Source organism: Pseudomonas paraeruginosa, assembly GCF_003025345.2.
GTDB lineage: Bacteria > Pseudomonadota > Gammaproteobacteria > Pseudomonadales > Pseudomonadaceae > Pseudomonas > Pseudomonas paraeruginosa.
The window spans coordinates 1,695,534-1,719,628 of sequence record NZ_CP020560.1 but is presented as its reverse complement, the minus strand read 5'-3'; the positions used below and the strand labels follow the sequence as shown (position 1 = coordinate 1,719,628).

At 65.4% G+C, this 24,095-nt stretch carries 19 protein-coding genes, 1 tRNA gene and 2 pseudogenes; 7 read left to right on the top strand and 15 right to left on the bottom strand.

What is annotated here, in order from left to right; all coding sequences use genetic code 11:
• Positions 1–8 precede the first annotated feature (8 nt).
• A complete protein-coding gene (gene flgZ, locus B7D75_RS08255) occupies positions 9–800 on the top strand; it encodes a flagellar brake protein FlgZ (RefSeq protein ID WP_049792028.1) in 792 nt (263 codons plus the stop codon).
• A gap of 2 nt (positions 801–802) precedes the next feature.
• Here flgZ and B7D75_RS08250 read toward each other — a convergent pair whose 3' ends face one another.
• From B7D75_RS08250 to B7D75_RS08240, 3 genes are all read right to left on the bottom strand, one after another.
• Positions 803–1,414 (bottom strand): TIGR04282 family arsenosugar biosynthesis glycosyltransferase, encoded by a 612-nt coding sequence (locus B7D75_RS08250; RefSeq protein ID WP_012074895.1) that lies wholly within the window; start codon positions 1,412–1,414, stop codon positions 803–805.
• A 49-nt stretch (positions 1,415–1,463) separates the two neighbouring features.
• Positions 1,464–2,768: an MFS transporter gene (locus B7D75_RS08245; RefSeq protein WP_033996579.1), complete on the bottom strand. Its 1,305-nt coding sequence runs from the start codon at positions 2,766–2,768 to the stop codon at positions 1,464–1,466.
• 182 nt (positions 2,769–2,950) lie between these two features.
• Positions 2,951–4,192: a glutamine synthetase family protein gene (locus B7D75_RS08240; protein WP_074197259.1), complete on the bottom strand. Its 1,242-nt coding sequence runs from the start codon at positions 4,190–4,192 to the stop codon at positions 2,951–2,953.
• Positions 4,193–4,518: 326 nt separating this feature from the next.
• Between B7D75_RS08240 and dsdA the strand changes: the two genes are divergently transcribed.
• Both dsdA and B7D75_RS08230 read left to right on the top strand, forming a co-directional pair.
• A complete protein-coding gene (gene dsdA / locus B7D75_RS08235) occupies positions 4,519–5,862 on the top strand; it encodes a D-serine ammonia-lyase (RefSeq protein ID WP_107113909.1) in 1,344 nt (447 codons plus the stop codon).
• A gap of 57 nt (positions 5,863–5,919) precedes the next feature.
• Positions 5,920–6,798 (top strand): DMT family transporter, encoded by an 879-nt coding sequence (locus tag B7D75_RS08230; RefSeq protein WP_012074891.1) that lies wholly within the window; start codon positions 5,920–5,922, stop codon positions 6,796–6,798.
• A 4-nt stretch (positions 6,799–6,802) separates the two neighbouring features.
• On the opposite strand, the gene B7D75_RS08225 is transcribed toward B7D75_RS08230, so the two are convergent.
• Together B7D75_RS08225 and B7D75_RS08220 are read right to left on the bottom strand one after the other, a co-directional pair.
• Positions 6,803–7,813 (bottom strand): DUF2955 domain-containing protein, encoded by a 1,011-nt coding sequence (locus tag B7D75_RS08225; RefSeq protein ID WP_079384913.1) that lies wholly within the window; start codon positions 7,811–7,813, stop codon positions 6,803–6,805.
• Positions 7,814–7,835: 22 nt separating this feature from the next.
• A complete protein-coding gene (locus B7D75_RS08220; RefSeq protein WP_043098659.1) occupies positions 7,836–8,894 on the bottom strand; it encodes an HlyD family secretion protein in 1,059 nt (352 codons plus the stop codon).
• A 458-nt stretch (positions 8,895–9,352) separates the two neighbouring features.
• On the opposite strand from B7D75_RS08220, the gene lecB reads away from it, so the two are divergent.
• Positions 9,353–9,700: a fucose-binding lectin LecB gene (lecB, locus tag B7D75_RS08215; protein ID WP_034081967.1), complete on the top strand. Its 348-nt coding sequence runs from the start codon at positions 9,353–9,355 to the stop codon at positions 9,698–9,700.
• Positions 9,701–9,746: 46 nt separating this feature from the next.
• Here the strand turns inward: lecB and B7D75_RS08210 are convergent, their stop codons facing one another.
• From B7D75_RS08210 to B7D75_RS08190, 5 genes are all read right to left on the bottom strand, one after another.
• Positions 9,747–10,421 (bottom strand): DUF3313 domain-containing protein, encoded by a 675-nt coding sequence (locus B7D75_RS08210; RefSeq protein ID WP_034081964.1) that lies wholly within the window; start codon positions 10,419–10,421, stop codon positions 9,747–9,749.
• Positions 10,422–10,673: 252 nt separating this feature from the next.
• Complete coding sequence (locus B7D75_RS08205) at positions 10,674–11,264, bottom strand: ANTAR domain-containing response regulator (RefSeq protein ID WP_034081962.1); 591 nt, start codon at positions 11,262–11,264, stop codon at positions 10,674–10,676.
• The gene (gene amiC, locus B7D75_RS08200) at positions 11,261–12,418 is read right to left on the bottom strand and encodes an aliphatic amidase expression-regulating protein AmiC (protein ID WP_012074885.1); all 1,158 of its coding nucleotides are present in this window, start codon (positions 12,416–12,418) and stop codon (positions 11,261–11,263) included. The genes B7D75_RS08205 and amiC overlap by 4 nt, the downstream gene beginning before the upstream one ends.
• A 25-nt stretch (positions 12,419–12,443) precedes the next feature.
• Entirely contained in the window at positions 12,444–13,559 is a 1,116-nt protein-coding gene (locus B7D75_RS08195) for an AAA family ATPase (RefSeq protein WP_107113908.1), read from the bottom strand.
• Positions 13,560–13,640: 81 nt separating this feature from the next.
• A complete protein-coding gene (locus B7D75_RS08190) occupies positions 13,641–14,681 on the bottom strand; it encodes an aliphatic amidase (protein ID WP_012074883.1) in 1,041 nt (346 codons plus the stop codon).
• A 266-nt stretch (positions 14,682–14,947) separates the two neighbouring features.
• On the opposite strand from B7D75_RS08190, the gene B7D75_RS08185 reads away from it, so the two are divergent.
• Together B7D75_RS08185 and B7D75_RS08180 are read left to right on the top strand one after the other, a co-directional pair.
• A complete protein-coding gene (locus tag B7D75_RS08185; protein ID WP_012074882.1) occupies positions 14,948–15,286 on the top strand; it encodes a YdcA family protein in 339 nt (112 codons plus the stop codon).
• Between the two features lie 154 nt (positions 15,287–15,440).
• Positions 15,441–15,987, top strand: a pseudogene (locus tag B7D75_RS08180) (DDE-type integrase/transposase/recombinase); the annotation flags it as partial.
• 57 nt (positions 15,988–16,044) lie between these two features.
• On the opposite strand, the gene B7D75_RS29320 reads toward B7D75_RS08180, so the two are convergent.
• The 5 genes and pseudogenes from B7D75_RS29320 to B7D75_RS08160 all read right to left on the bottom strand — a co-directional run bounded on the left by B7D75_RS29320 (position 16,045) and on the right by B7D75_RS08160 (position 23,289).
• Positions 16,045–17,316 carry a T6SS immunity protein Tli4 family protein gene (locus tag B7D75_RS29320; RefSeq protein ID WP_124082882.1) on the bottom strand — a complete coding sequence of 424 codons (1,272 nt, stop codon included), beginning with the start codon at positions 17,314–17,316 and terminating at the stop codon, positions 16,045–16,047.
• Positions 17,313–19,088, bottom strand: coding sequence for an esterase/lipase family protein (locus B7D75_RS08175; protein WP_053813587.1), 1,776 nt, complete (start codon positions 19,086–19,088; stop codon positions 17,313–17,315). Before B7D75_RS08175 ends, B7D75_RS29320 begins: the two co-directional genes overlap by 4 nt.
• Before the next feature lie 39 nt (positions 19,089–19,127).
• A pseudogene (locus B7D75_RS08170) lies at positions 19,128–21,624 on the bottom strand (type VI secretion system Vgr family protein).
• A gap of 171 nt (positions 21,625–21,795) precedes the next feature.
• Entirely contained in the window at positions 21,796–22,314 is a 519-nt protein-coding gene (locus B7D75_RS08165; RefSeq protein ID WP_012074519.1) for an Hcp family type VI secretion system effector, read from the bottom strand.
• Positions 22,315–23,212: 898 nt separating this feature from the next.
• Positions 23,213–23,289: transfer RNA gene (locus tag B7D75_RS08160), tRNA-Arg, on the bottom strand.
• Positions 23,290–23,408: 119 nt separating this feature from the next.
• Here B7D75_RS08160 and B7D75_RS08155 point away from each other — a divergent pair.
• Positions 23,409–23,927, top strand: coding sequence for a GNAT family N-acetyltransferase (locus B7D75_RS08155; protein ID WP_311622169.1), 519 nt, complete (start codon positions 23,409–23,411; stop codon positions 23,925–23,927).
• The last annotated feature ends 168 nt before the right edge of the window (positions 23,928–24,095 follow it).

Below are 24,095 nucleotides of genomic sequence, written 5' to 3'. Positions count from 1 at the left end.
AAGGCACAATGCTATCATTGAGGCATTCGTGCCCCAGGAGAGCATTGAAGGTGCCCAACCCGTTCGCCGAAGAAGCGGGGCCGCAACCCCCGAAGGTGCTCAAGGCACCGGTGGAAATCCAGGCCAGCCTGCGCCTGCTGCAGGACGGCCGCGACTCGCTGCTGATCACCTTTCATGAGCGCAACCAGCGCTTCCAGAGCTTCCTGGTGGATATCGACCGTGATCGCGGCCTGCTCGCCCTGGACGAACTGGTCCCCAATACCGGCGAACGTTTCCTGCAGAATGGCGAGGCTTTTCGCGTCGAGGCCTTCCATGAAGGCGTGCGCATCGCCTGGGATTGCGAGCGTCCCGTGCAGTTCGGCGAACACGACGGGGTTCCCTGCTACTGGGCCACCCTTCCCGCCGAGGTGCATTATCACCAGCGGCGCAACGCCTATCGCGCCGGCATCAAGCAGAGCCAGCCGATCATCGCGGAAATCGCCGGGGAAAAACTCCGCGTGCCGCTCACCGGGCAGTTGCTGGACATCTCCGCCACTGGCGCCAAGCTGCGCTTCGCCGGCAATGTCGCCGAACGCCTGCATCCCGGAGAGATCTACGAGGCGTTCAGCGCCCAGCTACCGCAGGGCGCGATCGGCAGCGCGATCGAACTGCGCCATGTGCGCTTCGACGAAAAGCTCGACGCGACCTTCGCCGGCGTGCGCTTCAGCGAGATGAGCGGGCCCGCCCAGCGCCAGGTGGACCGTTTCGTCTACCAGTTGCAGCGCGAAGCGCGGCGCTTCGAGAAGGACGCGCTTTTCTAGGCTCACAGGACCACGCCCAGCGCCGCCAGGCGCGGCAGGTCCTCGGGACGGTCGACGTCCCATAGCGCCGGCAACAGGTGATGCTCCCAGCCCAGCTGCCGGAGGCGCTCGCAGGTCAGCGCCAGCAGGCGCTCGCCGCCCCAGGGCATCGACTCGAACAGCAGGGGGTCGACCCGGGTCAGGCCGAGCAACGCATAGCCGCCCCGCTCCACCGGCCCGAGCACCGCCTGGCGCCCCTCCAGGGCGGCGCAGGCCGCCTCCAGGTAGGCGCCGTCCAGCTCCGGGCAATCGTGGCGGATCAGCAGCACCGCTTCGCTTTCCGCCAGGCCCAGCGCCGCGATCCGCCGCATGCGTTCACCGGGATCGCCGGCCGGCTGGCTCATCAGGCTCCAGCCGAGCGCGACGGCCAGCGCCTGGAGATCGCTGTCCAGGTCCTCGTCGAACCACAGGATACGCGCGCTGAAGCCGCGATCGGGGAGGCGCAGGGCGCGCTCGAGCAGGACCCGTTGCAGCCGCCAGGCGCTTTCCTCGCCGATGGCCTGGGCGATTCTCGGCCGCCGCTGTCCGGGCGGCAGGTTGCGGACCATCAGGTGAAGGGAAAGCGTCGGACTCATCGCAACCTCTCCAGCAAACAGGTCGTTCCTCGCAACGGACGGCGCGGGCTCAACTGCGCGCCGCGGCCTCCTCGGCGGGCGCCGCGCTGTCCTCGTCGACCATCTGCTCCTGCACGGCCTGCTCGTCGACCCGCGGGTCCAGTGCCGCGACCAGCGGCGAGCTGGTCATGTTGTCCGGAGTCGGCACGTGGTGCAGCGGCGCGTCGTCGACCCGGTGCAGGCCGCTGACCTTCTCCGGATGCACCCGCCAGACCAGGATCAGGGCGCAGGCGCTGACGAACGCATATAGCATGTTAGCGCCAAACAGGCGCATCAGCGCGCCCGCCGCCAGCGGCCCGATGCAGGCGCCGACGCCGAAGGTCACCAGCAGCATGGCGGTCAGCGAGACCCGCCGCTCGGTCTCCACGTGGTCATTGGAAAAGGCCACGGCCAGCGGATAGAGGGTGAACTGCAACATGCTCGCGGCGATGCCCAGGGCCAGCAGCAACGCCAGCGGCATCTGCTGCAGCAACGCCAGCGGCAGGGCGAACAGGCACAGCAGGATGGCGCAGGCGCGGATCAGCCAGGCGCGGTCGCGGCGGTCGGACAGCCAGCCGAGCGGCCACTGCACCAGCAACCCGGCGAAGATGCAGGCGCCCATGTACAGGCCGACCTGCTCGTTGGGCAGGCCCAGCTGGTTGGCGTAGAGCGGCGCGAGGCCGTAGAAGGAACCGACCACCAGTCCCGATACCAGCACCGTGGTCAGCGACTGCGGCACCCGACGGATGAAGAAGCGCGGCTCCAGCGGCGCCGGGCGCAGCGCCGCGGGGTGGATCTTGTGGGTCAGCGCCAGCGGCACCAGGCACAGGGCGAAGCAGAAGGCCACCAGCATCAGCAGCTCCGGTCCCAACTGCGGGTGGGCCACCAGAATCATCTGGCCGAGCACCAGGCCCAGGTAGGAAGCCGCCATGTAGCCACCGAACACCGCGCCGCGCTGGCTGGCGTCGGCCTGCTCGTTGAGCCAGCTCTCGATCACCATGTACTGGCACATCAGGCCCAGGCCCATCACCATGCGCAACGCGATCCAGGCCGGCAGCCAGGGCAGCAGGCCATGGCCGAGGACCGCGGCGGTGACCACCCCGGCGCAGGCGACGTAGGCGCGGATATGGCCGACCCGGGCGATCAGCCGGTGGCCGACCTTGCCGCCCAGCACCAGGCCGAAGTAGTTGGCCGCCATCAGCGCGCCGACCCACAGGCCGTCGACCTTGTCCGCCGCCAGGCGCAGCGCCAGGTAGGTGCTGAGCAGGCCGGAGCCGGTGAGCATGAGCAGGGTGGCGAAATAGAGAGCGCGAAAAGAGAAGAAAATCCGCCGCATCGGACCTCCGGTCCCGTACAAGGAGAGCCGGCGCCGCTCGCGGACTGCCCGGCTCGCACAGCGTTGGAGTCCCGGGGACGCCCCGGGACAGGACGCGGGCTGCCGAAGCCGGCACCCGAACCACGATCCCGCCGCCCGTGGGCGGCGGGGGTGACACAGGGCTAGGAAGGTACCACGGTGGATCAGGCCTGGGCTGCCAGAACGCGACGCTCCCAGGGGCTGATCTCGTCGAAGAAGCTGGTCAGCTCCATGCTCTTGGTCGCCACGTAGCCTTCGACGAACTCCGTACCGAACAGTTCACGCGCCAGCGCGCTGCCCTTCAGACGGCGCAGGGCGTCGTACATGGTGCAGGGCAGGGTCAGCTCCTCCGGCACCTCGAACTCGCCCTGGATCGCCGGGCTCGGTTCCAGTTCGTGCTCCAGGCCGTAGAGACCGGCGGCCAGGCTGGCGGCGATGGCCAGGTAGGGGTTGGCATCGGCGCCCGGCAGGCGGTTCTCGACCCGTCGCGCGGACGGACCGCTGGCCGGGATGCGCAGGCCGGCGGCGCGGTTGTCGTGCGACCAGCAGGCGTTGTTCGGCGAGGCGTAGGGATGGCAGAGACGCTGGAAGGAGTTCACGTGCGGCGCGAAGAACGGCGTGAAGTCCGCCAGGCAGGCCTGCTGGCCGCCGATGAAGTGGCGGAACGCGGCGGAAGCCTCGCCGTCGGCTTCGCTGAAGATGTTCCGCCCGCCGTCCAGCTCGACGATGCTCTGGTGGATGTGCATCGAACTGCCCGGCGTCTTCGCCAGCGGCTTGGCCATGCACACCACGATCAGGCCGTGCTTGAGCGCGACCTCCTTGAGCAGGTGCTTGAACAGGAAGGTCTGGTCGGCCAGCAGGACCGGGTCGCCATGCAGGAAGTTGATCTCGAACTGGCTGGTGCCCATCTCGTGCATGAAGGTGTCGCGCACCAGGCCCAGCGCATCCATGCAGCGATAGACGTCCTCGAAGAACGGCCGCAGACCGTTGTTGGAAGACACGCTGAAGGCCGAATAGCCCAGCTCGCGCCGGCCATCCGGACCCAGCGGGGCCTGGAACGGCTCGTTGGGATCGGTGTTCGGGGCGAAGACGAAGAATTCCAGCTCGGTCGCCACCACCGGCTGCCAGCCGTGGGCGGCGTAGCGCGCCACCACCTGCTTGAGCAGGCCGCGGGTGGACAGTCCGGACGGCGTGCCATCCAGTTCCTGCGCGTCGCAGATGGCGAAGGCGCGCGGCGTGTTGCTCCAGGGCAGGCGATGGACCTGGGTCGGCTCGGCGACCAGCGCCAGGTCGCCGTCGTCGCTGCCATAGAAGCGCGCCGGCGGGTAGCCGCCCATGATGCATTGCAGCAGCACGCCACGGGCGAGCTGCAGGCGCCGGCCGCTGAGGAAGCCCTCGCCGGTCATCACCTTGCCGCGCGGCACCCCGTTCAGGTCGGGGGTGACGCATTCGATCTCTTCAACTCCAGCCAGCCGTTCGGCGAGTGAGCCTTGGCCTTCGATAGTCATGACTTCTTATCCTTGTTGGTATCGCGGATGCCGCACCGGGACGGCGGCCGCGTACAAAATACGCATCGCTTGTTCAAGATATCAAGCATGCGGCACATTCTCGCGCGTGCAAAGCCTTTCGCCGCAGAGGCGTTCTGCCTTGCCCGCCGGGTACGAGGAAAAACGCCGGCCAGGCGTATATCCTCTGTGCCTTCGCCGCCCTACCCGCCACAGGAGTACAGCCGTTGATTCTCGGAACCCCCAAGGCCGACTGGCTCGCCGAATTCCCGCGCCTGGCCGACCTGATCGCCCTGCGCCCGAGCGAGTGGTTCAACCCGGCCATCGCGCCGAGCGCCGAAGCCCTGGCCGACGTCGGCCTCGGCGCCGCCGAGGTGGCCGATGCCAGCGCCCGCCTGCAGCGCTTCGCCCCGCTGATCGCCCGGCTGTTTCCGGAAACCGCCGGCAGCGGCGGCATCATCGAGTCCGACCTGGTCGAGGTGGCGGACTTCCACGACGCCCTGCGCCAGCACTACGCCGCCGAACTGCCCGGCCGACTCTGGCTGAAACGCGACAGCCACCTGCCGATCTCCGGCTCGATCAAGGCCCGCGGCGGCATCTATGAAGTGCTCGCCCATGCCGAGCGCCTGGCCCTGGAGAACGGCCTGGTCGGCCTCGACGACTACTCGCGGCTGGCCGAGCCGGACTGCCGGGCGTTCTTCGCCGGCCACCGGATAGCGGTGGGCTCCACCGGCAACCTCGGCCTTTCCATCGGCATCATCGGCGCCGCGCTGGGCTTCCAGGCCAGCGTGCACATGTCCGCCGACGCCCGCCAGTGGAAGAAGGACAAGCTGCGCGCGCACGGCGTGACGGTGGTGGAGTACGCCTCCGACTACAGTGTCGCGGTGGAACAGGGCCGCCGCGAAGCGGCCGGCGATCCCTATACCCATTTCGTCGACGACGAGAATTCCCGCGACCTGTTCCTCGGCTACGCCGTCGCCGCCGAGCGACTGCGCGGCCAGCTGGACGCCGCCGGCATCCGCGTCGACAGCGAACACCCGCTGTTCGTCCACCTGCCCTGCGGGGTCGGCGGCGGACCCGGCGGGGTGGCCTTCGGCCTCAAGCTGGCATTCGGCGACGCGGTGCACTGCCTGTTCGCCGAGCCGACCCACTCGCCATGCATGTTCCTCGGCGTCTATACCGGCCGCCACGAGCAGGTCTCGGTGCAGGACTTCGGCATCGACAACCGCACCGCCGCCGATGGCCTGGCGGTGGGCCGTCCGTCGGGCTTCGTCGGTCGCGCCATGCAGCGCCTGCTCGACGGCTACTACACGGTGGACGACGACGAGCTGTTCCGCCTGCTCGCATTGCTCGAGCGCAGCCAGGGCATCCGCCTGGAACCCTCGGCGCTGGCCGGCGCGCCGGGCATCGCGCGGGTCACCCGCGAGCCGCAGGGCTATCGCGAACGCATGGGGCTGACCTCGGCGCGCCTGGCCAATGCCACCCACCTGGTCTGGGCCACCGGCGGCGGCATGGTGCCCGAAGCGGAAATGCACGCCTACCTGGAGCGCGGCCGCGCGCTGCTGGACTGAAACCGAGCATGAGCGGGACGCCACGACCGTCCCGCCACCTCCCGCCGAGGATCTTGCATGCGCACACCCGCCTGGTTCGGCAGCGGCATGCCGCTGCTCTTCGTGCTGCTCTGGAGCACCGGATTCCTCGGTGCCAAGTTCGGCCTGCCGTACGCCGAGCCCTTCACCTTCCTGGCCATCCGCCTGCTCCTCGCGGCCGCCCTGCTGGCCGTCTTCGCCCTCCTCAGCGGTGCGCCCTGGCCGGGCTCGGCACGGCTGGCCGGGCATGTCGCGGTCGCCGGCCTGCTGGTCCATGGCCTGTACCTGGGCGGGGTATTCCTCGCCATCGAGCACGGCATGTCGGCCGGCCTCACATCCCTGCTGGTCGGCCTGCAACCGCTGGCCACCGCGGCCCTGGCCGGCATCTGGCTCGGCGAGCGGGTCAGCCGCCGGCAATGGCTGGGACTGGCGCTCGGCCTGGCTGGCGTAGCCCTGGTGGTGCTCGGCCGCCTCCACGGTGGCGCCGATGGCCTGGCCTGGGGCGCGGTGCTGGTGGCGCTGGCGGCGATCACCTGCGGCACGCTGTACCAGAAGCGCTTCTGCGCGGGCATGGACCTGCGGACCGGCGGCGTGGTCCAGTACCTGGCCAGCGGCGCCCTGCTCGGCCTCGCCGCGCTGCTTTTCGAAGGCCGCGAAGTGCAATGGACCACACCGTTCCTGCTGACTCTCGGCTGGCTGGTGCTGGGCCTCTCGTTCGGCGCCGTCGGCCTGCTCTACACGCTGATCCGGCATGGCGCCGCGTCGAAGGTGGCGAGCCTGTTCTACCTGGTGCCGCCGGTGACCGCGCTGGCCTCCTGGCTGCTGTTCGACGAGCGCCTGGCGCCGACGGCGATCGGCGGCATGCTGCTGGTGATGCTCGGCGTCGCCCTGGTCAACTGGCCGGGCCGGCGCGCCTGACGTCTCAGTGGCTGTAGTGCCGGGTGGCGGCGAAGCGGTTGAGGAACAGGTGGATCACCAGCACCGTCATCAGCGTGACCAGCACCGCGAAGCACACCGAAGTGAAGCGGTAGAGCACGCTGTACATCATGTCGTGGGTCGGCGTCAGGTACTGGCCGAGGACGATCGCCAGGGTGGTCAGCGCGCCGAAGCCGATGCCCGGCACGCCGTTCTCCAGCATGTGGATGCGCGCGCAGAACATCGCCGAGATCCACAGCAGCAGGGCGACGAAAGGCAGGATGTCGTAGTGGTCGTAGAGCAGCACCTGCAACCCCACCGCCAGCGCGCAGCCGAGCAGCGTGCCGAGGGCGCGGATGCGCCCGGCGAAGTGCACGCCCTTCCAGTGCATGGGGAACAGCACCAGGATCGAGGCGATCTGCGCCGACAGCGAATCCTTCAGGTCGAAGGTCTGGAACACCACGAAGGACAGGGTCGCCACCGTCGCCCCGAGCAGCGCCTCGTGGCGACGGCTGGGCGCGTCCTTGGCCGGCGCCTGGCGCGGCGGCCGCGGCTCGACGTCGGGGAACAGGTGGAACATCAGCACCGCGATGGCCACCGTCAGCCAGGTGGCGACCATGTTGCTGGCGAGCATGTCGAACAGATCGACCTCCGGATAGCTGGCAAAGTGCAGCAGCATCGAGAGGAATACCGAGCTCAGTGCGCCGAAGAAGAACAGCGGGCCGCGCGCCATCAGGGCGAAGCGATAGACGAAGAGGCCGAAGACGATCGGCGTCATCAGCAGCGGGCGGTCGCCGAACAACCCGTACAGCACCAGTACCTCGACGCTGATCACCAGCGAGTTGGCGAGGAACTGGCGGACGATGTGCGGGTTGAGCACCGGCGTCAGGCCGAGCAGCAGCATCGGGTAGACGCCGAAGAACGAGCCGTAGTCCCAGTTCATCAGTTTGCAGACGAAGAATCCCAGGGTGCCGCCGCCGGCGATGCGCAGGCATTGGCGCAGGTCGTTGGCGGACATCGCGAGCTTGGCCGGCATGGCGTCAGTAGACGTAGTGCAGCAGGCTGATGGCGACGATCTGCGCGCGACCGAGCAACTGGCTCAGGCCGTCGCCGGGATACAGCTGCACGGTGGCCTTGGCGCCGGTGGGCAACAGGCCTTCGGGCAGTTCGTCGAGCACCACGTGCAGGCGCTGGCGCTGGGCGTCGCGGACCCAGCGATCGGAAGTGACCGGCGCGGCGAGGTCGCCGTTGGCGTCCAGCTGGCCCTCCTTGACCCCAGCGTCGATGGCCGCCACCCGCGCGCCGAACACTTCGCCGGGACGCGCGTCGAACACCACCGCCGCGCGATCGCCCGGGCGCACGTAGCGCAGCGATTTCTCGCGGAAGTCGGCGACGATGTCGATGCGATCATCCACCAGCGCCGCCACCGGCGTGCCGGCCGGAACATAGGTGCCGGGGGTCAGTTGCAGGTTGCTCAGGGTTCCGGCGCGGTCGGCGCGGACGCTGCTGTATTGCAGTTGCAGGCGGGCCTGGGCCAGGGCGTTGCGCGCCTGGCGCAGGCGCAGGTTGTCCTCGCCGGCCGCGCCGCGGCGTGCCTCGAGCTCGCCGATGCGCGCCTGCGCTGCGCTGACCCTGGCGCGGGCGGCCTGGGCCTGGGCACTGACCTGCTCGTGCAGCTGCTGCGAAACGTGGTGGCGCTGCACCAGTTGGGCCGTACGGCGCGCCTCGCTGCCTAATTCGCCGGCACTGCTGCGCGCGGCCAGCAGGTCGGCCCTGGCCGAGGCGATGGCAGCGTCCAGCTCGCGGTTGGTGCGCCCGGCCTCCTCCAGCGCCAGTTCGGCCTGGCGTACCGCCAGTTGGAAGGGTTCGGGATCGAGGCGGAACAGCACCTCGCCGGGCTGTACGTGGCCGTTGTTGGCCACCAGTACCTCGGCGACCTGCCCGCTGACCCGCGGCGCGACGCGCACCACCGGCCGGGTCAGCTGGGCCTGGGGGGTGAGCGGCATCCACAGGTCGGCGACCAGGAAGTAGACGAACAGCAACACGAATACCGCGATAGCGACTTGAACCCAACGGGCAAATCGTTGATCGGGAGTCATAGGGTACGAGCCTCGAATCCAGCAGGAATGCAGTCGCCGCAGCGGGGCCTGAATGCGGGGGTTGCCGCTACCGGGATGGAACCGGCGGCCCGGACGACGGCCAGTGGGTGGCCTTCGCTGCTACGGCGACCGGGTGACGCAGTATATTTCGGAACAATCTCCCCTCGCCTGCCGCCATCGGCAACAGATCGTTGCGCATAGCGTAACGGTCAAGGCAATTGGAGGCGGCCGGCTACCACCATCCAGGTCATGCATCGGCAGTGCCAGCCCAGTCCCGTCACGCCCCTGCGAAGTCTGGCAGTAGCTGGCCGGAACAGTCGGCGTAGATTGGCCGAACGGTGCGTCCTTCCTGCCTGCGCACCGCCTGCCGCCAAGGACTGCGGATCTCCCGTACACGCCATACCGCGCGCCAGACGGCTGCCTGAAAAGGCAGGTCAGGTATTCAGTGGAGAGACATCATGGCAACACAAGGAGTGTTCACCCTACCCGCCAACACCCGTTTCGGCGTCACTGCCTTCGCCAACTCGTCCGCAACCCAGACGGTGAAAGTACTGGTCAACAACGAGACGGCCGCAACCTTCACCGGACAGAGCACCAACAACGCGGTCATCGGCAGCCAGGTGCTCAACTCGGGCGGCGGCGGCAAAGTGCAGATCCAGGTCAGCGTCAATGGCCGCTCTTCGGATCTGGTTTCGGCGCAGGTCATCCTGGCCAACGAGCTGAACTTTGCCCTGGTGGGTTCGGAAGACAGCACCGACAATGATTACAACGACGCCGTCGTGGTGATCAACTGGCCGCTCGGCTAGCGTCGGAAAAGGCGGCGGGGACGCTTCGCCAGTTCCCCGCCGACCGTCATCGACGAGAACCGAGAGTCTTCTCGTACGACATGCGCATGTCTGCCGCCCAACCATCCAGCACCGCCTTGACATCGTCACCCGTGATCGGCTGATCGGAGTCGTCCAGCGCCTTGCCGGTGCCCTGGCGCACCATCTTCGCCAATACTTTGTCGTCTCCACCGTCGAGCAGCATGGCCTCGGTGGCGATCTGGGTATCCTGGTCGCGAATCCCGACCGCCGTGCTCATCCCGGCAGCGATCAGCGCGATAGGAATGACCTCGTAGGGCCGTAGGCCCTGGGTATGGCTGGAAACTGCGGTGATCGCCGGTTTCAGCACCAGGATGCCAGGGCCAGGGGCGCTGGCCAGCGGCAGGCTCTTGCCCAGCTCACGGCGCAAAGCCTGATCGTAGTAGGTCGTGATGTCCGCAAGCGTCTTCGCGGAAACCTTGTCGTTCGGTTTCGGGACCGGATAGAACCTGCTGGGCTCGATGTAGATCCGCTGGTAGCGCCGCACGTCCGCCTGCGGGTCTACCCAGCGCAGGAGCGGCGCTCCGGAAGGCGCGGTGGCAGGCGCCAGCGCCGAATAGTCACCGATGAAGCCCGAGTAGTTTTCCGGCTTGACCTGACCATTGGAACAACCCACCAGCGCCGCTAGCAGCGCGCAGGAAACGGCAACTCGAAGTCGTTTCATGAAGAGCCTCGAACAGGGAAAGGAATATCGCCGGACAGTGGAAAACGCTCACTCGAGACCGAGTCGCTCAGACTATAGGCAGAAGTTGCAAAAACGGAATTCGAATTCTACCCGAGCGCCTGCGGTAAACGATCCACTCCCAAACAGAATCGAAGAACTTGGAGAGGATGCCCGCACCCAAGGAAGACGCTTCGACGAACGTTCCGACATGGATATTCCCCGGCCTGTTGCCAGAAAACAGGCCGGTATCGCTCAGGCGGACGGCTCGTTTCCCAGCAACTCCTGGGCGATCTTCAGGATCGGCTCGCGCCGCTTCATGGCCTCCCGCGACAGGTACAGGTGCGCCTCGCGCTCGCCCCAGCCATGGCGTTGCATCAGCAGCGCCTTGGCCTGGCCGATCCGCGCCTGGCCGGCGATGCGCTCCTGCAACTGGGCGTTCTTCTGTTGCAGCCGCGCCAGCGCCTCGCTGACCCGCCGTGCCGAGACCAGTACCGGCAGCACCCGGTGCGCATCGAGCGGCTGGGTGATCACCCCGTGGCACTCCAGCTCGATGATCTGCGAGAGCACCGCCGGGCTTTCGTACTCCACCAGCGCCACCAGCGTGATGCGCGGGTCGCCGGCGGCGAGCAGCGCGGCGAGCTGGTCATGGTGGCGGTTCTGGAAGATCCCGCTGAAGACCACGTCCACCGGCACCTCGAACGCCTCCGGCGGCGGCCAGCACTGGCGCACCGAGCAGCCGATGCGGATCAGCTGCAGGACCAGGGCGTCGCTCACCTCTCCCGGCGGATGGAGCACCAGCACCTGCAGTTCGCGCAGGCTGCCGAGCAGCGAGCTGGCGCTCATGGCAGCGCCCCCCCGCCCATGCTGGCGGACCAGTCGTCCAGGTTGTGCACCACCACGTAGGGATCCGGACGGATCGGTTCGGGCGACTGCCAGCGCACCTGGAACACCCCGCGCGCATCGATCTCGGCGATGCGCGACGTCAGGCGGCTGTGGTTGTTCTGCCGCTCCACCCGCACCGGCCCCTGGGGGGCGTCGATGTCGATGTCGTACAGGTGCCGCTGCACTTCTTCCACCCGCCAGCTGCCTGCTGCCCGCGCGGCGCGGCCGAGCAGCAGGGTCTGCCAGTAGGCCGCCTCGGCCCAGGCGGTGATGGTCGCGCTTTCCGGGAAGAAGCCGTGGCAGGCCTGGACGAAGGCGCGGCTGGCCGGCGTGTCGACGCTGGAGAAATACGGCGCGACCACCACCTGCCCTTCCGCCACGTCGCGCTCCATCTTCGCCACCTCCGCCTCGCTGGTGGTCAGGCTGGCGATCGGCGGCCGTCCGCCGTCGCCGTAGCGACGGGCGATGGCGCGATACAGCTCGGCGGTACCGGTGCCGACCACGGTGGAGAACACCACGTCGGCGCGCGCCTGGTGGATGCGCTCGACGGCGCGCTGCAGGTCGTCGTCGGAGGGGTACAGCGGAATGTAGATTTCCTCGAGCACCGCGCCGCCGTGCTGGCGGTACAGGTGGCGCATCACATGGTTGCTTTCCCGCGGATAGATGTAGTCCGAGCCGATGAACACTACCCGCTCGCCGTAGTGACGGATCAGGTACGCCGCCAGCGGCGCGCTGTTCTGGTTCGGCGCCGGACCGCCGTAGACGATGTTCGGCGAATACTCGAAGCCCTCGTAGGGAGTCGGGTAGCAGAGCAGCGCGTCGGCGCGCTCGACCACCGGCATCACCGCCTTGCGCGTATGCGACATGTAGCAGCCCACGAGGAACCGCACTCCCTGGTTGCGAATGAAGTCCTCGGCGCTCAGCCGGTAGCGGTCCGGATCGCCGCCGGGATCCTGCGACAGGGTCTCGATCGGTCGCCCGTCGAACCCACCCTCGCGGTTCAGTTGCTCGACCGCCAGCAGCGCGCCGTAGCGCTGCGAGCGTTCGATGTCGGCGGTGACGCCGGTTTCGGAGAACAGCAGGCCGATGAGCGGCCGCCCCTGGTGCAATCCCATCCGATCTTTCTCCCGTGACTGTGGTTCAGCGTGGCACGAAGCGGATCCGTCCATGCTCCAGGCGCGCCAGGTAGGTGGTGAACGCCCCGTCGCCCGGCTGGTGCCGCTCGAGCAGGTACTCGGCCAGCGGTACTTCCAGATGATGACGGACGCTGCGGCGCAGCGCACGGGCGCCGAACTGCCGGTCGAAGCCGGCGCGGGCGATCTTCGCCAGCACCTCCGGCGCCGCTTCCAGGTGGCAGCGATGCTTCTCCAGGCGGCGGTTGAGGCGCCGTACTTCCAGCTCGACCAACCGTTCGACGACGTTCCGCTCGATCCAGTTGAAGGTGACGATGCTGTCGAGGCGGTTCACGAACTCCGGTGAAAAGGCCTTGAGCAGCCGGGCCCGAACCATGTCGTCGATGTCGCGCCGGCGCCGCTCGGGGCCGACCGGCAGGAGGCGCCAGGGCAGGCGCTGGTGACGCTCGTCGTAGCGCTGGATCTGGTGGGCGCAGAGGTTGCTGGTCATGAACACCAGGGTGTTGCGGAAATGGTAGGTGCGTTCGCCGGAAGCGACCCGCAGCAGGCCGTTGTCGAGCACGTTGAGCAGCGCATGGACCACTTCCGGGCTGGCCTTCTCCAGTTCGTCGAAGAGAACGATGCCGGGGCGGCCGGGACTGCCGTCCAGCTTGTCCTGCTCAAGCAGGGTGGTGCCCTCCTTCGCCCCGACGTAGCCTGGCGGCGCGCCGGTGAGGGCGGCGGCATAGTGCTCCTGGGACAGGGTGTTCATGTCCACCCGGCAGAATCCCTCGGCGTCGCCGTGCAGGGCCCTGGCCAGGGCGCGGACGATCTCGGTCTTGCCGACCCCGGTGGGGCCGAGGAATAGCGCGCTGAACAGCGGGCGGCGCGGGTCGGCGATGTCCGCGCGAACCACCTTGAGCATGTCCTCGACGGCCTGTAGCGCCGGCTCCTGGCCGAGCACCTCGGCGCGCAGGCAGTCCATCACCGCCGCCGGGTCGAAACGGAAGCGGCTGTGCAGCGCGCTGCGGTGGCTCGAGTGGGCCTGGAGCAGGCTGGCCTCGGCAAGGTTTTCCCGCGCCAGGGCCTGTTCCTCGTCCCTCTGCCGGCGGGACTGGTCGAGCATGTCGCTCAGAAAAGGCATGGATGAAGCTCCTTCTGCCACAAGGGGAAACAATGGAAACGGCGTGCCGTCAGCGGCACGCCGGGCTGGCGGCGTCTGCCGTCAGGCCTCTTTTTCCAGTCCCTCGTAGGGCAGCCGCCCCACCGGGCACTGCGCCACGCCGGTGGTCGAGCGGGTCAGCCGCTCGACGTTCTCGCGGGCCTTCTCGGCATCGGTGACCCAGGTGCGGTAGAACTCGAACGGACACTCCGCCAGCCCCCGGTCGCCATCGCCGGATGCCTGTAGGCCGCTGTAGCCGCGATGAAGGATCTTGAACAGGTGGTTCTGCGACTGGTCGTTGGCGCGCGCGTCGCGGATCTGCGAAAGCGACAGCTGGGCGTACTGGATACCCATTTCCTCCTCGCCGCACTCACCGAGGGTGCGACCGTCGAAGCCGATGATCGCCGAGTGGCCGAAGTAGGAGTACACGCCGTCGAAGCCGGCGGCGTTGGCCACCGCCACGTAGCAGTTGTTGGCCCAGGCCATGGCCTTGGCCATCATCACCTGCTGGTCCTTGGCCGGGTACATGTAGCCCTGGCAGCGCACGATCAGCTCGGCGCCCTTCATCGCGCAATCGCGCCAGATCTCCGGGTAGTTGCCGTCGTCGCAGATGATCAGGCTGATCTTCATGCCCTTCGGCCCGTCGCTGACGTAGGTCTGGCCACCGGGGTACCAGCCCTCGATGGGGCACCAGGGGATGATCTTGCGGTACTTCTGGACGATCTCGCCGTTGTTGTCGATCAGCACCAGGGTGTTGTAAGGCGCCTTGCGCGGATGCTCCTCGTGCCGTTCGCCGGTGAGCGAGAACACGCCCCAGACGTTGGCCTTGCGGCAGGCGCGGGAGAATATCTCGGTTTCCTCGCCGGGGATGGCCACCGCGGTTTCCATCATCTCCGCCGGATCGTACATGATGCCCTGCAGGCTGTACTCGGGGAACACCACCAGGTCCATGCCGGGCAGGCCCTGCTTCATGCCGACGATCATGTCGGCGATCCTTCGCGCGTTGTCCAGTACCTCCGCCGCGGTGTGCAGGCGCGGCATCTTGTAGTTGACCACCGCCACTCCGACGGTGTCGTTGCTGCTGGAAATATCGCCGTGACGCATGGCTATCACCTCTTGTTGTTATTTTTTCGGGACGAAAAAAGGCCCTCCCGGGTAACCCCGGGAGAGCCCATTTGCTCTGTGTGTATGCGTTAGGTTCGGTCCGGCGACATCGACGCTGATGCGCATGACCTGATGGCGGAACATATAAGCCCCGCCGGAACGGGCTGTCAAGGTTCGTGTAACGTCAGGTAATCGGCGCGATCGCGAAAGCTCGTGGTGAGAGCCTGAGATAGCATGCAGCCATCATTCGCACGGAAGCTTCGCCAATGAAACTCGGACCTTTCGCCTCGATCGCCCTCTTCCTCCTGTCGGCCTGCGCACTTCCGGCGCTGGCCGCCAATAGCCCCTGCTCGGGAAAGAAAGGCGGTATCGCCGGTTGCGACGGCGATATCTTCCTCTGCAACGACGGCTCCATCAGCGCCTCGAAGCGCAGTTGCGCGGCCTACTTCGGCAACGCCGGCGGAGCTGCCGAGCAACCCGCCGTACAGCGCCTGCGCGGCACGCCGGACGGCTGTGCCTGTGGCAGCGGGACGTTCTGCACGGGGCCGCGCGGAGGGGTCTACTGCCTGACGCCGGGCGGCAAGAAAAGCTATCGGAGGAAATGAGGACGCACAGGCAGGAAACAGGACGATACGGATGCTGATCTGCTGCCCGATTTCAGTACCAAGTCAAACTTAGTAGAGTCCGTTTTCCGAGCAGGAAACAGCAGTGAAAAAGCATTTTACCGAAGAGCAGATTCTCGACTTTCTCAAGCAAGCCGATCTGCAAGCCCAACTGGTGGAACTGGCCCAGGAGCGTCGGCGCTTTGGCTATCGCTGCCTGCACATCCAGCAGCGGCATGCAGGTCAACCACAAGCGGATTTACCGGCCGTACCGAGCCGCCGGCTTGATGGTGAAGCGGCGGAGGCGCCACCACGCGGTCGCGGTGGAACACGAACGTCTGAGCCCGCCAAGCGCACCGAATCAGGTTTGGTGGATGGATTTCGTCTTCGATGCGCTCAGCACTGGGCGAAGGATCAAATGCCTGACGGTGGTCGATGACTTCACCAAGGAGTCGATCGGTATCCTGGTAGGGCACGGTATCAGCGGCTTTCGTGTCACGCGGGCGCTGGACGAGATGGTGCGGTTTCGCGGTTACCCGCAGGCGATCGCACGGACCATGGGGGCCCAGAGTTCACCGGCAAGGCGCTTGGTTAGTGGGCCTATCAGCGTGACATCAAGTTGAAGCTGTTCAGCCCGACAGCCTACGCAGAACGCCTTCATCGAGTCATTCAACGGCAAGTTCCGGGGCGGAAGCCTCAATGACCGTGCCGCCAGGGCTGGTGGAATCACCAAGGCGAATGATGTCCATCGCAGATTGCTCCTATAGATCGTCCAGCCAGTTCTCTTTCGGTTCCAGGCTGGTGAGAAATTCTTCTAGAGCGTAATCGTTCGCACCACAAGACAATGATGCTGAGCGTACAGGTGAACTTCTGATCGTTAGACTTGAGCCCGGCGGGGATGGGGTCAACGCACCGGGACGGTAGCGAATACTGTTGAGGATGGCGTCCCAGAGTTCAAAGAACTCCGCCTCAGTCGGGTATCCCAGTGCCTCATCGTGCGAAGGAAAGCCACCTAGTTCGGCAGGTCTAGTTGTGGTTTGGAAGGTAGTACCAAGGTCAATATTGATACTAGGCATGGGGTTGGCACTTCCGATGCCTGGGAAATTCCATTCGCCACCGACGTTGGTCTTGAAGTAGTTTCGGGCACTTCTCCCTTCGGTGCCACCAACAACACGCTCGTCTCCTTCTAACCCATTAACGTTCCGCTTATCCGCTCGATACTCCTTCCGCCCAGCGATAACACCTGGCTTGGCTAATTCTCTCGCTACAAGCCCAGCGAATTCACTTTCCGCTTCGCGATATCGCTCCAGCATGGGTTGCTCTGGTTCCCATACCTTCCTGTGACGTACCACCAATCCAAGGTTCTTCGGCAACTTAAACCCCCAACTTACTGTTTCGGAAGGACCGGCGAGATCGTAGTAGGACTCGACGAAGGCACCATTCAGGCAAAGCCCCGGTTTGCTGGGCACCTCATCATTTTTTCGCGCATGCAGGCGGGGTAACCAACCCGAGATCACATCGGCGCCGTTCAGCTTGGGGCCGAGCGTGAATAAAGTGCCATCGCCCCACAGATAGCCCTCGGCGTCATGAAATACATCCTTGTGCACCATACCATCTAGATCAGGCCCCTCATTTTCGTGGAAGCCGTACGAAAAGACTGTGCTGTTCTTCAGGGGGCTCACTCTCTTTGCCGACTGCGCAGCCGGCCAGGTGGATTTTTTTTCTTCCGCTTCAATTTCCGACCAACGCCTCTCCACCAAGGCATCGTACTCGGCCTCCGTGACCCCCGTGGTGACCGAAAGTGCTAAATAACCGTCAAGATGTGCCCCGCTGGCGTTGGGTTCCCAGGTCGATCCCTCTGGCAGGTCGATGAGCAAGCGCCCAACGCAGTGGGTTTGCATTTTTTGTGTCAGTTCGGTGATGGGATAAATCCTGTCGTATTTGCTGTTATTCCAGTTACGCAAGGCGCAGAAGACCGTGGCTATCACAATGGCCAGAAACGCGGCATGCAGTAGGTATTTGCGCCGTGTCATGCGGGAATCTCTGTGGCTGTCGCGCCTTTGCTGACCGTTTTTCTCGTGGCCGTCGCGCCAATGCGCAGAACCGAATACAGGGTGACGTTTTGCACCATCCGATTGTCGTATGAACCTTGGTGTTCAAACCCCGTCATACGCGCAGCAAAAACTGCCGCCTTGGCGGAGTCCTCAGCAGAGTGAGCAGGCACCGTCGCATCCCCCACCTGATCCCGGTCCTGCAATTTGCCCACATAGGAGTTGCCTTTAGTACTGCGTGTCACGCCCACACCATGCTGCATGATCATGTCCAGCCCCTCGGCATCGTTGATCAAATAAACCGTTCCCTCGTGGTCTTCACGCCACATGCGCAAGCCAATGGCGTGGGCAGAAGAGGGTGCAGGTCCACGGGTAGGGGATAATCCGGGACGGTACGCAGCGATCATTTGAGGCTGAAGATTCCAGGTGACGCGATGGAAAGCCATCTGACCTTCATCTGCACCATAGTACGAGTAGGTATTGGGGTGATAACTGCTGCCCAGCTCTGTGTGGAAACGCTTAGCCTCGAGCAGTCGCTTCCGATAGTTTTCCCAAGCCTCTTGCAGCTTTACTTTCCCCGCGGGTGTGGCTGGACGTTGGATCAATGAATCTGGGTCGATCCATGACGGATCGATCAGGCGCCACCAAGCCCGAGGCTCCAAATAAATACGCTGGTAGGGATCTATCGGCCCTGAACCGGCTTCCGGCAGTTGCGCAATGACTCGACCATTACAAGTGACGCGCAGCCAACCAGCGCCGTAACGATGGTTAGGCAACAATTCCAGCGGACCTGCCGCATTGGCGAACACCGGCATGATCTTCTTTCCTGTCCCGCCGAGACCAACACTGCCAAAGAAGTCCTCCCAGCCCGCGCGGACGCGGCGGTAGGCCGTTCCGGCCCCAACCGCGGGTTGCACGCCATGTACCACTCCTTGAATCAGTCCGGGATATCGCTTGGCGCACATCCGCCCAACCAGACCACCCATGGAGTGAGTGACGAGAATCACGCCATGGTCACACTTGACGCGCAATTCCTTCCTGCAGCGATCAAGGATGGCTTCGACCTTTCCTGCCAAGTAATCGGCCGCCTTGGCATTGGTTTGCAGCCAGTTGTAGCCCGCGGCGTAGACCGGATAGCGAAAATCGGCAGCCTGTTGCAGCATTTCCTTGGTGAGTGGTTGATAGCCTTGGAGTTGGCCCCAGGCTAATGGATTATGCGGCACTGCACCTTGCACGCCTGGATAGAGTTCGCCCTTTGGCGTGAGGATGAAGCGTAGCTGTGCTTCTAGGAAATTGAGGATGCCGCCGTACGAACTGATCATCACTGATCCCCAACCGCGATTGAGCGCTTCCTGCAGCGGCAGAGTAGTAATGTGCTCGGAAACCACCTCACGATCTGCATCCTCAGGAGACGAGACCGGGCGTGTTGTGTCGGGGTCAAGCAACAATTTCCGCTCTGCCGGGCTCAGATGACGGTATCCTTTTTTATTCGTCAACCCCGCCACCCAGCCTGTTGTGTCATCTGGAAACCAGGCCCAGCGATTATCGTTCCCCAGCAGTTTTCTTGCCTCATCTTTCATTGCCAACAATGGGCTGCCCATGATGCCTGGTATGAACACGACCGGAATTGCCTGATCCGGCGGGGCTGTAACTTCGGCACGAACCTTGTTGCTAGTTGGGCTCATCGTCACACGAGCGGTGGTATGTCCATTGCGTCCAATATACGTAGACACAGATCTAGTTGGCTCACTCATCTCAATCTCCTCTCCATGTGGCCAATATGCCGGGTTGCATCAGTCCTCTGCCGGGCCTAGCAACTCGATCTCATATCCATCCGAAGTAAGTCCTTGTTGCAGCGCTGCCCAGCCGTCCTTATCGGTAACGCCCTCTACCCTCGCCCCGTCGCTATACATGAGCGCATAGCGATAATTGGGGAGTGGCCTACCTCCACGCACAACGCGAACGCGCTGATCGAACGGTGTCGAATCCCAGGCGTTGAAGCTGGTCGATGCATGAGCGGGACCGACATGACTGTGCTTCGCCGCCTTGACCACGAAGTTGCCGGGCATGCCCAGCTCGATGTTGCCGCCCTTGAGGGTCAGGTAGGCGCCGCCACACATCAGGGTGATGTGCTCCTTCGCCGTGACCAGCACGTGTTTCTGGCTGGCGCTGACCTCCACGCTCTGCTCGGCCTCCAGGCGGATATCGTTCTTCTGCGCCTGCAGCAGCATCGGCCCCTGGTGGGCGATGGCGCAGTTCGCCGCCCTGGGCGAACAGGCCGATGTCGCTGCCGGCGTTGACCACCACCTTCTGCCCGGCGGTCACCTGCTGGTTCTGCCGGGCCACGCTGTCGACGTGCTCGCCGGCGGCCAGGGTCAGGCTCGCCGGCGTCGCCGCGGCGATCCCCGCCGGGCCGCTCAGGGCGATCGCCGGCTTGCCGCCGACGCCCTGCCCGGGTTCGTCGTTGGCACCAAGGCCGAGGTCGCGCACGGCTTCCTGGAGGCTCTGCTGCGGCGCCGCATCGTGCCCCACGCCCTGGTGCGCCCCGGCGTAGTCGCCCAGCTCGCGAGCCAGTTCCAGCGCCGCTTCCAGCACCTGCACCACCACGCCACGCTCGAGATGGCCGGCACCGGCCCTGAGCTGTTCCTCGGCGCTCAGCAGCAAGCCCCTGGCCGCACGCACCGCGCCATGTTCGTCTGTGCGCAGTTCGAAGCCCTCGCCGCGCGGCTGGCCGCCTTCGGGCCGAGGATGGGTCAGGTAGCCCAGGTGCAGCGCGCTGGCGCCGTGGTCGCTCATCAGCGCCGCACTGATCTGCGCCGTGGTGTCGTCGATGCGCAGCTCGTTGGCCCGGCTGCCCTTGTACTCCTTGCTCTTGATGGTGCTGAGGATCTTGTGGTCAGGCAGCGCGTAGGGCGGCCGGTTGGTCGCCCGGTAGGTGCGCCCGGTGATGATCGGCTGGTCGCAGTCTCCGTCCAGGTAGTCGACGATCACCTCCTGGCCGATCCGCGGGATCGCCATGTGCCCCCAGTCGGCGCCCGCCCAGTTCTGCGCGACGCGGATCCAGCAGGTGCTGAATTCGTCCGGACGGCCCTCGCGATCCCAGGGGAACCGCACCTTCACTCGTCCCCACTCGTCGCAATGGATCTCTTCCCCTGCCGGGCCGACCACCGTGGCGATCTGCGGACCGTCGATGCGCGGCCGGGGCAGCGGCTCGGGACGCCATTCGGCGTCCTCGGGCACCAGTTCGGCGCGCAGGTCGTAGCTCACCCCCAGAGGTGCGTCGGCGGACTCTTCCTCCTGGCCGGCATACTGGGTGCCGCGATGGACCACCCGCACCGGCCGCCACCAGGCGTTGAAGTCGGCGCGCGGATGACCGCTCAGCTCGAACGCGTGGCCCGGGATCAGCCGCGGGTCGTCGCCGCTGACGCAGGCCACCCGCGCGTCGCGCCGGTGCCCGCGCAGGCGGTTTTCGCTGAAGGGCCGGCCCGCGGCACTCTGCTTGTAGCGCCCGGGGTAGTCGTAGCGCTCGTAGGTCGAGCCCTGGTGCTCGAGCGCCTCGCCATGCAGGTGCTGCTCCTGGTCGAAGGTCGGCCGCTTGAAGCTGTAGTCGCGCTGGGTCTGCCGCGCCGTGCGGACGTTTTCGCTGTAGCGCAAGGCATGCAGCACCGGCCGTGGGTTGTCGCCCTCCGGCTGGGCGCTGAACAGCACCGGGCCGCCGGCGATGCGCTCCTGGACATAGAGCCGGTCGCAGCAGACCAGGGTGTGGCGCTGCTCGTCGAAGCGGAAGTAGTAGACCAGACCCTCCTCGAAGGCCAGCCGGTCGTGCAGGTAGCGATCGCTGTCGCCGGCCTGCACGCAGTATTCGCGCGGCAGATGCTCGTGGTAGATGCGCTGCTCGTGGTCGAGCACCTGGTGCTCTTGCAGCAACGCCTGGAGGATCTCCGGAACGCTCTTGTTCTGGAAGATGCGCCAGTTGGAACTCAGCTCCAGGCGCGCCAGCTGCGGCTCCAGCAGCAGTTCGTAGCGGGTCCGGCGAAAGCCCGAGGCCCCCTGGGTGAAGCGGCTGACGAGGCCATGGACGTAGCGGACGGGTCGGCCGTCCTGCCACAGGGTGAAGGTGCCCGGCTGGTCGAGCACCTGCTTGAAATCGACGGCGCGCCTGTCACTGGCCAGCTTCAGGTGCAGGCGGAAAGGCTCGCAGAGCGCTTCCTCCAGCTCGAACTCGACGACGTCGAACGCGAGCTTGCCTTCGCCGACGACGAAGGTGAACTTCAGGTCCCTTTGACGCATGGATCGTTCCCTGTTCCAGTGGCGGGCCCTTCCCGTTCCGTCGGGGGGCCGGCCCATGCTACTACTGTTGCCCGGTCGACCTCCGGATGTCTCCCGGTCCGGGTCGATTCTGCGAAGCGCGGACGCTTCCGGGTGGCGGGGAGCCGCACGCGCGGCCGGCTCCCCGGACCCTCAGCCGGCGACCGGCGAGCGCCAGTCGTCGGAACCGGAGGTGCCGGAGACTTCGTGGGTCCAGGTGATCTTGCGGTAGGTGAAATGCACGTCCTCCAGGTGGGTGAAGTGGGCGTTGCCCGGGTCCTGGCAGTTGTGCATGTAGTCCTTGATGTCGACGATGATCGCGTCTTCCAGGACGGTGGTGTAGTAGTGTTCCTGGGTGCCGGCGGCGGAGGTGCGGAACCACTGGATCTCGACCTTGGTCAGGCGCTCGCCCGAGGTCAGCGCGGCGAGCAGCAGCGGCGAGGCCTTGTCGAAGACCTTGGTGATGACCACCGGCTTGTGCACGCGCTGGCCGGTCGGCTGGCCGGACTGCGGGTCACGAGGGATGATCACCTCGTGGTTGAAGCCCTGGACCATCACCTGGTCCTCATGGCCCTCCTGGTAGGTGTTGCCGACCGAGTCCTCGGTGAAGGCGCCGGCAGTGATCAGGCCCTGCTTGGTGCCGGTGATGGACATATAGGCGGGTGTTGCCATGGATGCATTCCTTGTCATGTGGAGCCGGGACGACATGTCCTGGGCGCCGATTCCTAGACAAGGAACGTGCCATCTTCAGTAGAACCCTTTTGAATCAGTAACTTGGGTGAAACCCCTCAAGCCAGGGGGGCGCTTATTGGCGCGAAAACAGCAAAAATTGTGCAACTTCTTGCACACTGCTATGCAAGAAGTTGCACAGTCGCTTCCAAGCCACAAAAGACAAGGCTCACAGCGATCCATGCACAGCTTTTCCCGAAGTTGTCCACAAAAAGGTTGCACAACGGCTTTTGGGGTGCGGGACTGAGCCTTGAGCTTACGCGGCGCTATCTCACAACCACCAATGGAGGAGGCGAGAAAATCCCACCTTTCCGGACCAATCGCCAAGGGATCGACGAGGGATCGTCCCGATACCTGCGCAATTCTGTGCCCGTCATGTACCGGAAATTCTCCCGTTACATGCATGTATTGGCCAGGGTCTGCAATGGTTTTGCACTCCCCTCGACGACATGTGCCGGAGACGTGCTCTCGATGAAGGTGAAAGATCTGATCGCTCAACTCTCGAGCTGGATCCAGAGGTGCGCTTGGTAGGGTATTCGGAGGATGAAGACGCGCGCGAAGTCGGCCAGCACGTTCGCCTTTTCGATATACGGGCCGTCACCACCAGACAGTGGTATCCGCAGTCGCGATGAGAAGGGAAAGCGAGGATCAAGCTTACCGGGAGCGGCGCAGGCCACCAGTTGCCCTGCTGGAACTGACGACAGACATTTGAGCTGGCCGGCATAGAAAAGCCCCGCCTGAGCGATTCAGGTCGGGGCTTTCTTTAGGCTTACTGCACCCACCATGCACCGACAAAGAACTGGCCCAGGAGAAGCGATTTGCGGTAAGTGCCCGATATATTTGGCGTCCCGGAGAGGGGTCGAACCTCCAACCTTCCCCTTAGGAGGGGGATGCTCTATCCAATTGAGCTACCGGGACACGCCGGACGTGGCGAGCGGTGCACCGCGTCCGGGCGGCATGTTAACGGCAGAGAAAGCGTTTGTCATGCCACTGCCACCAAGGTTGCGCATAATTTTCCGCAACCCCGGAGGTGCAGCATGAACCCGAACGCCGCCATTCCCGCCGCTCAGGACCCGCCGAACGCCCCGCAGCGGACGCGGATACCGGACTCCCCCTTCGCCCGCTTCGACGTGCGGATCGCCAGCGAGCACGATGCGCCGCGCCTGTCGCTGCTGCTGCAGCAACTCGGCAGCACCGATCCGCGTCCCGACCCGGCGTTGCTGGCGGTGCAGTTGCAGCGCCCGCGCAGCGACCGGGTGACCCTGGTGGCCGAGCGCGGCGAACGCCTGCTCGGCACCTGCACCCTGCACCTGATCGAGCACTTGGCGCACGACTTCGCCCGTTCGGCGATTCTCGAGGACATGGTGGTCGACCACCACGCCCGCGGCCAGGGCGTGGGCCGCGAACTGATCGGCCGGGCGGTGGAGCGGGCACGCAGCTGGGGCTGCTACAAGCTGGCGCTGTCCAGCCACCAGGACCGGGAAACGGCACAGCGCTTCTACGCCGCGCTGGGATTCACCTCCCACGGGGTAAGCCTGGCGCTGCACCTGGACTGAGCATCATGCATTTTGCAACCAGCAAAATGCCAGACCGTGCAAAGTGCATTCGAAGGTCCTTGAGGCGAATCTATAACTTATTGATTAGCAAGGATTTATAATAGAAAAAAGTTGGCACAACCGCTGCTATATGACCCTCAGGATCAAACCTTGGCCATCTGCCCGGCA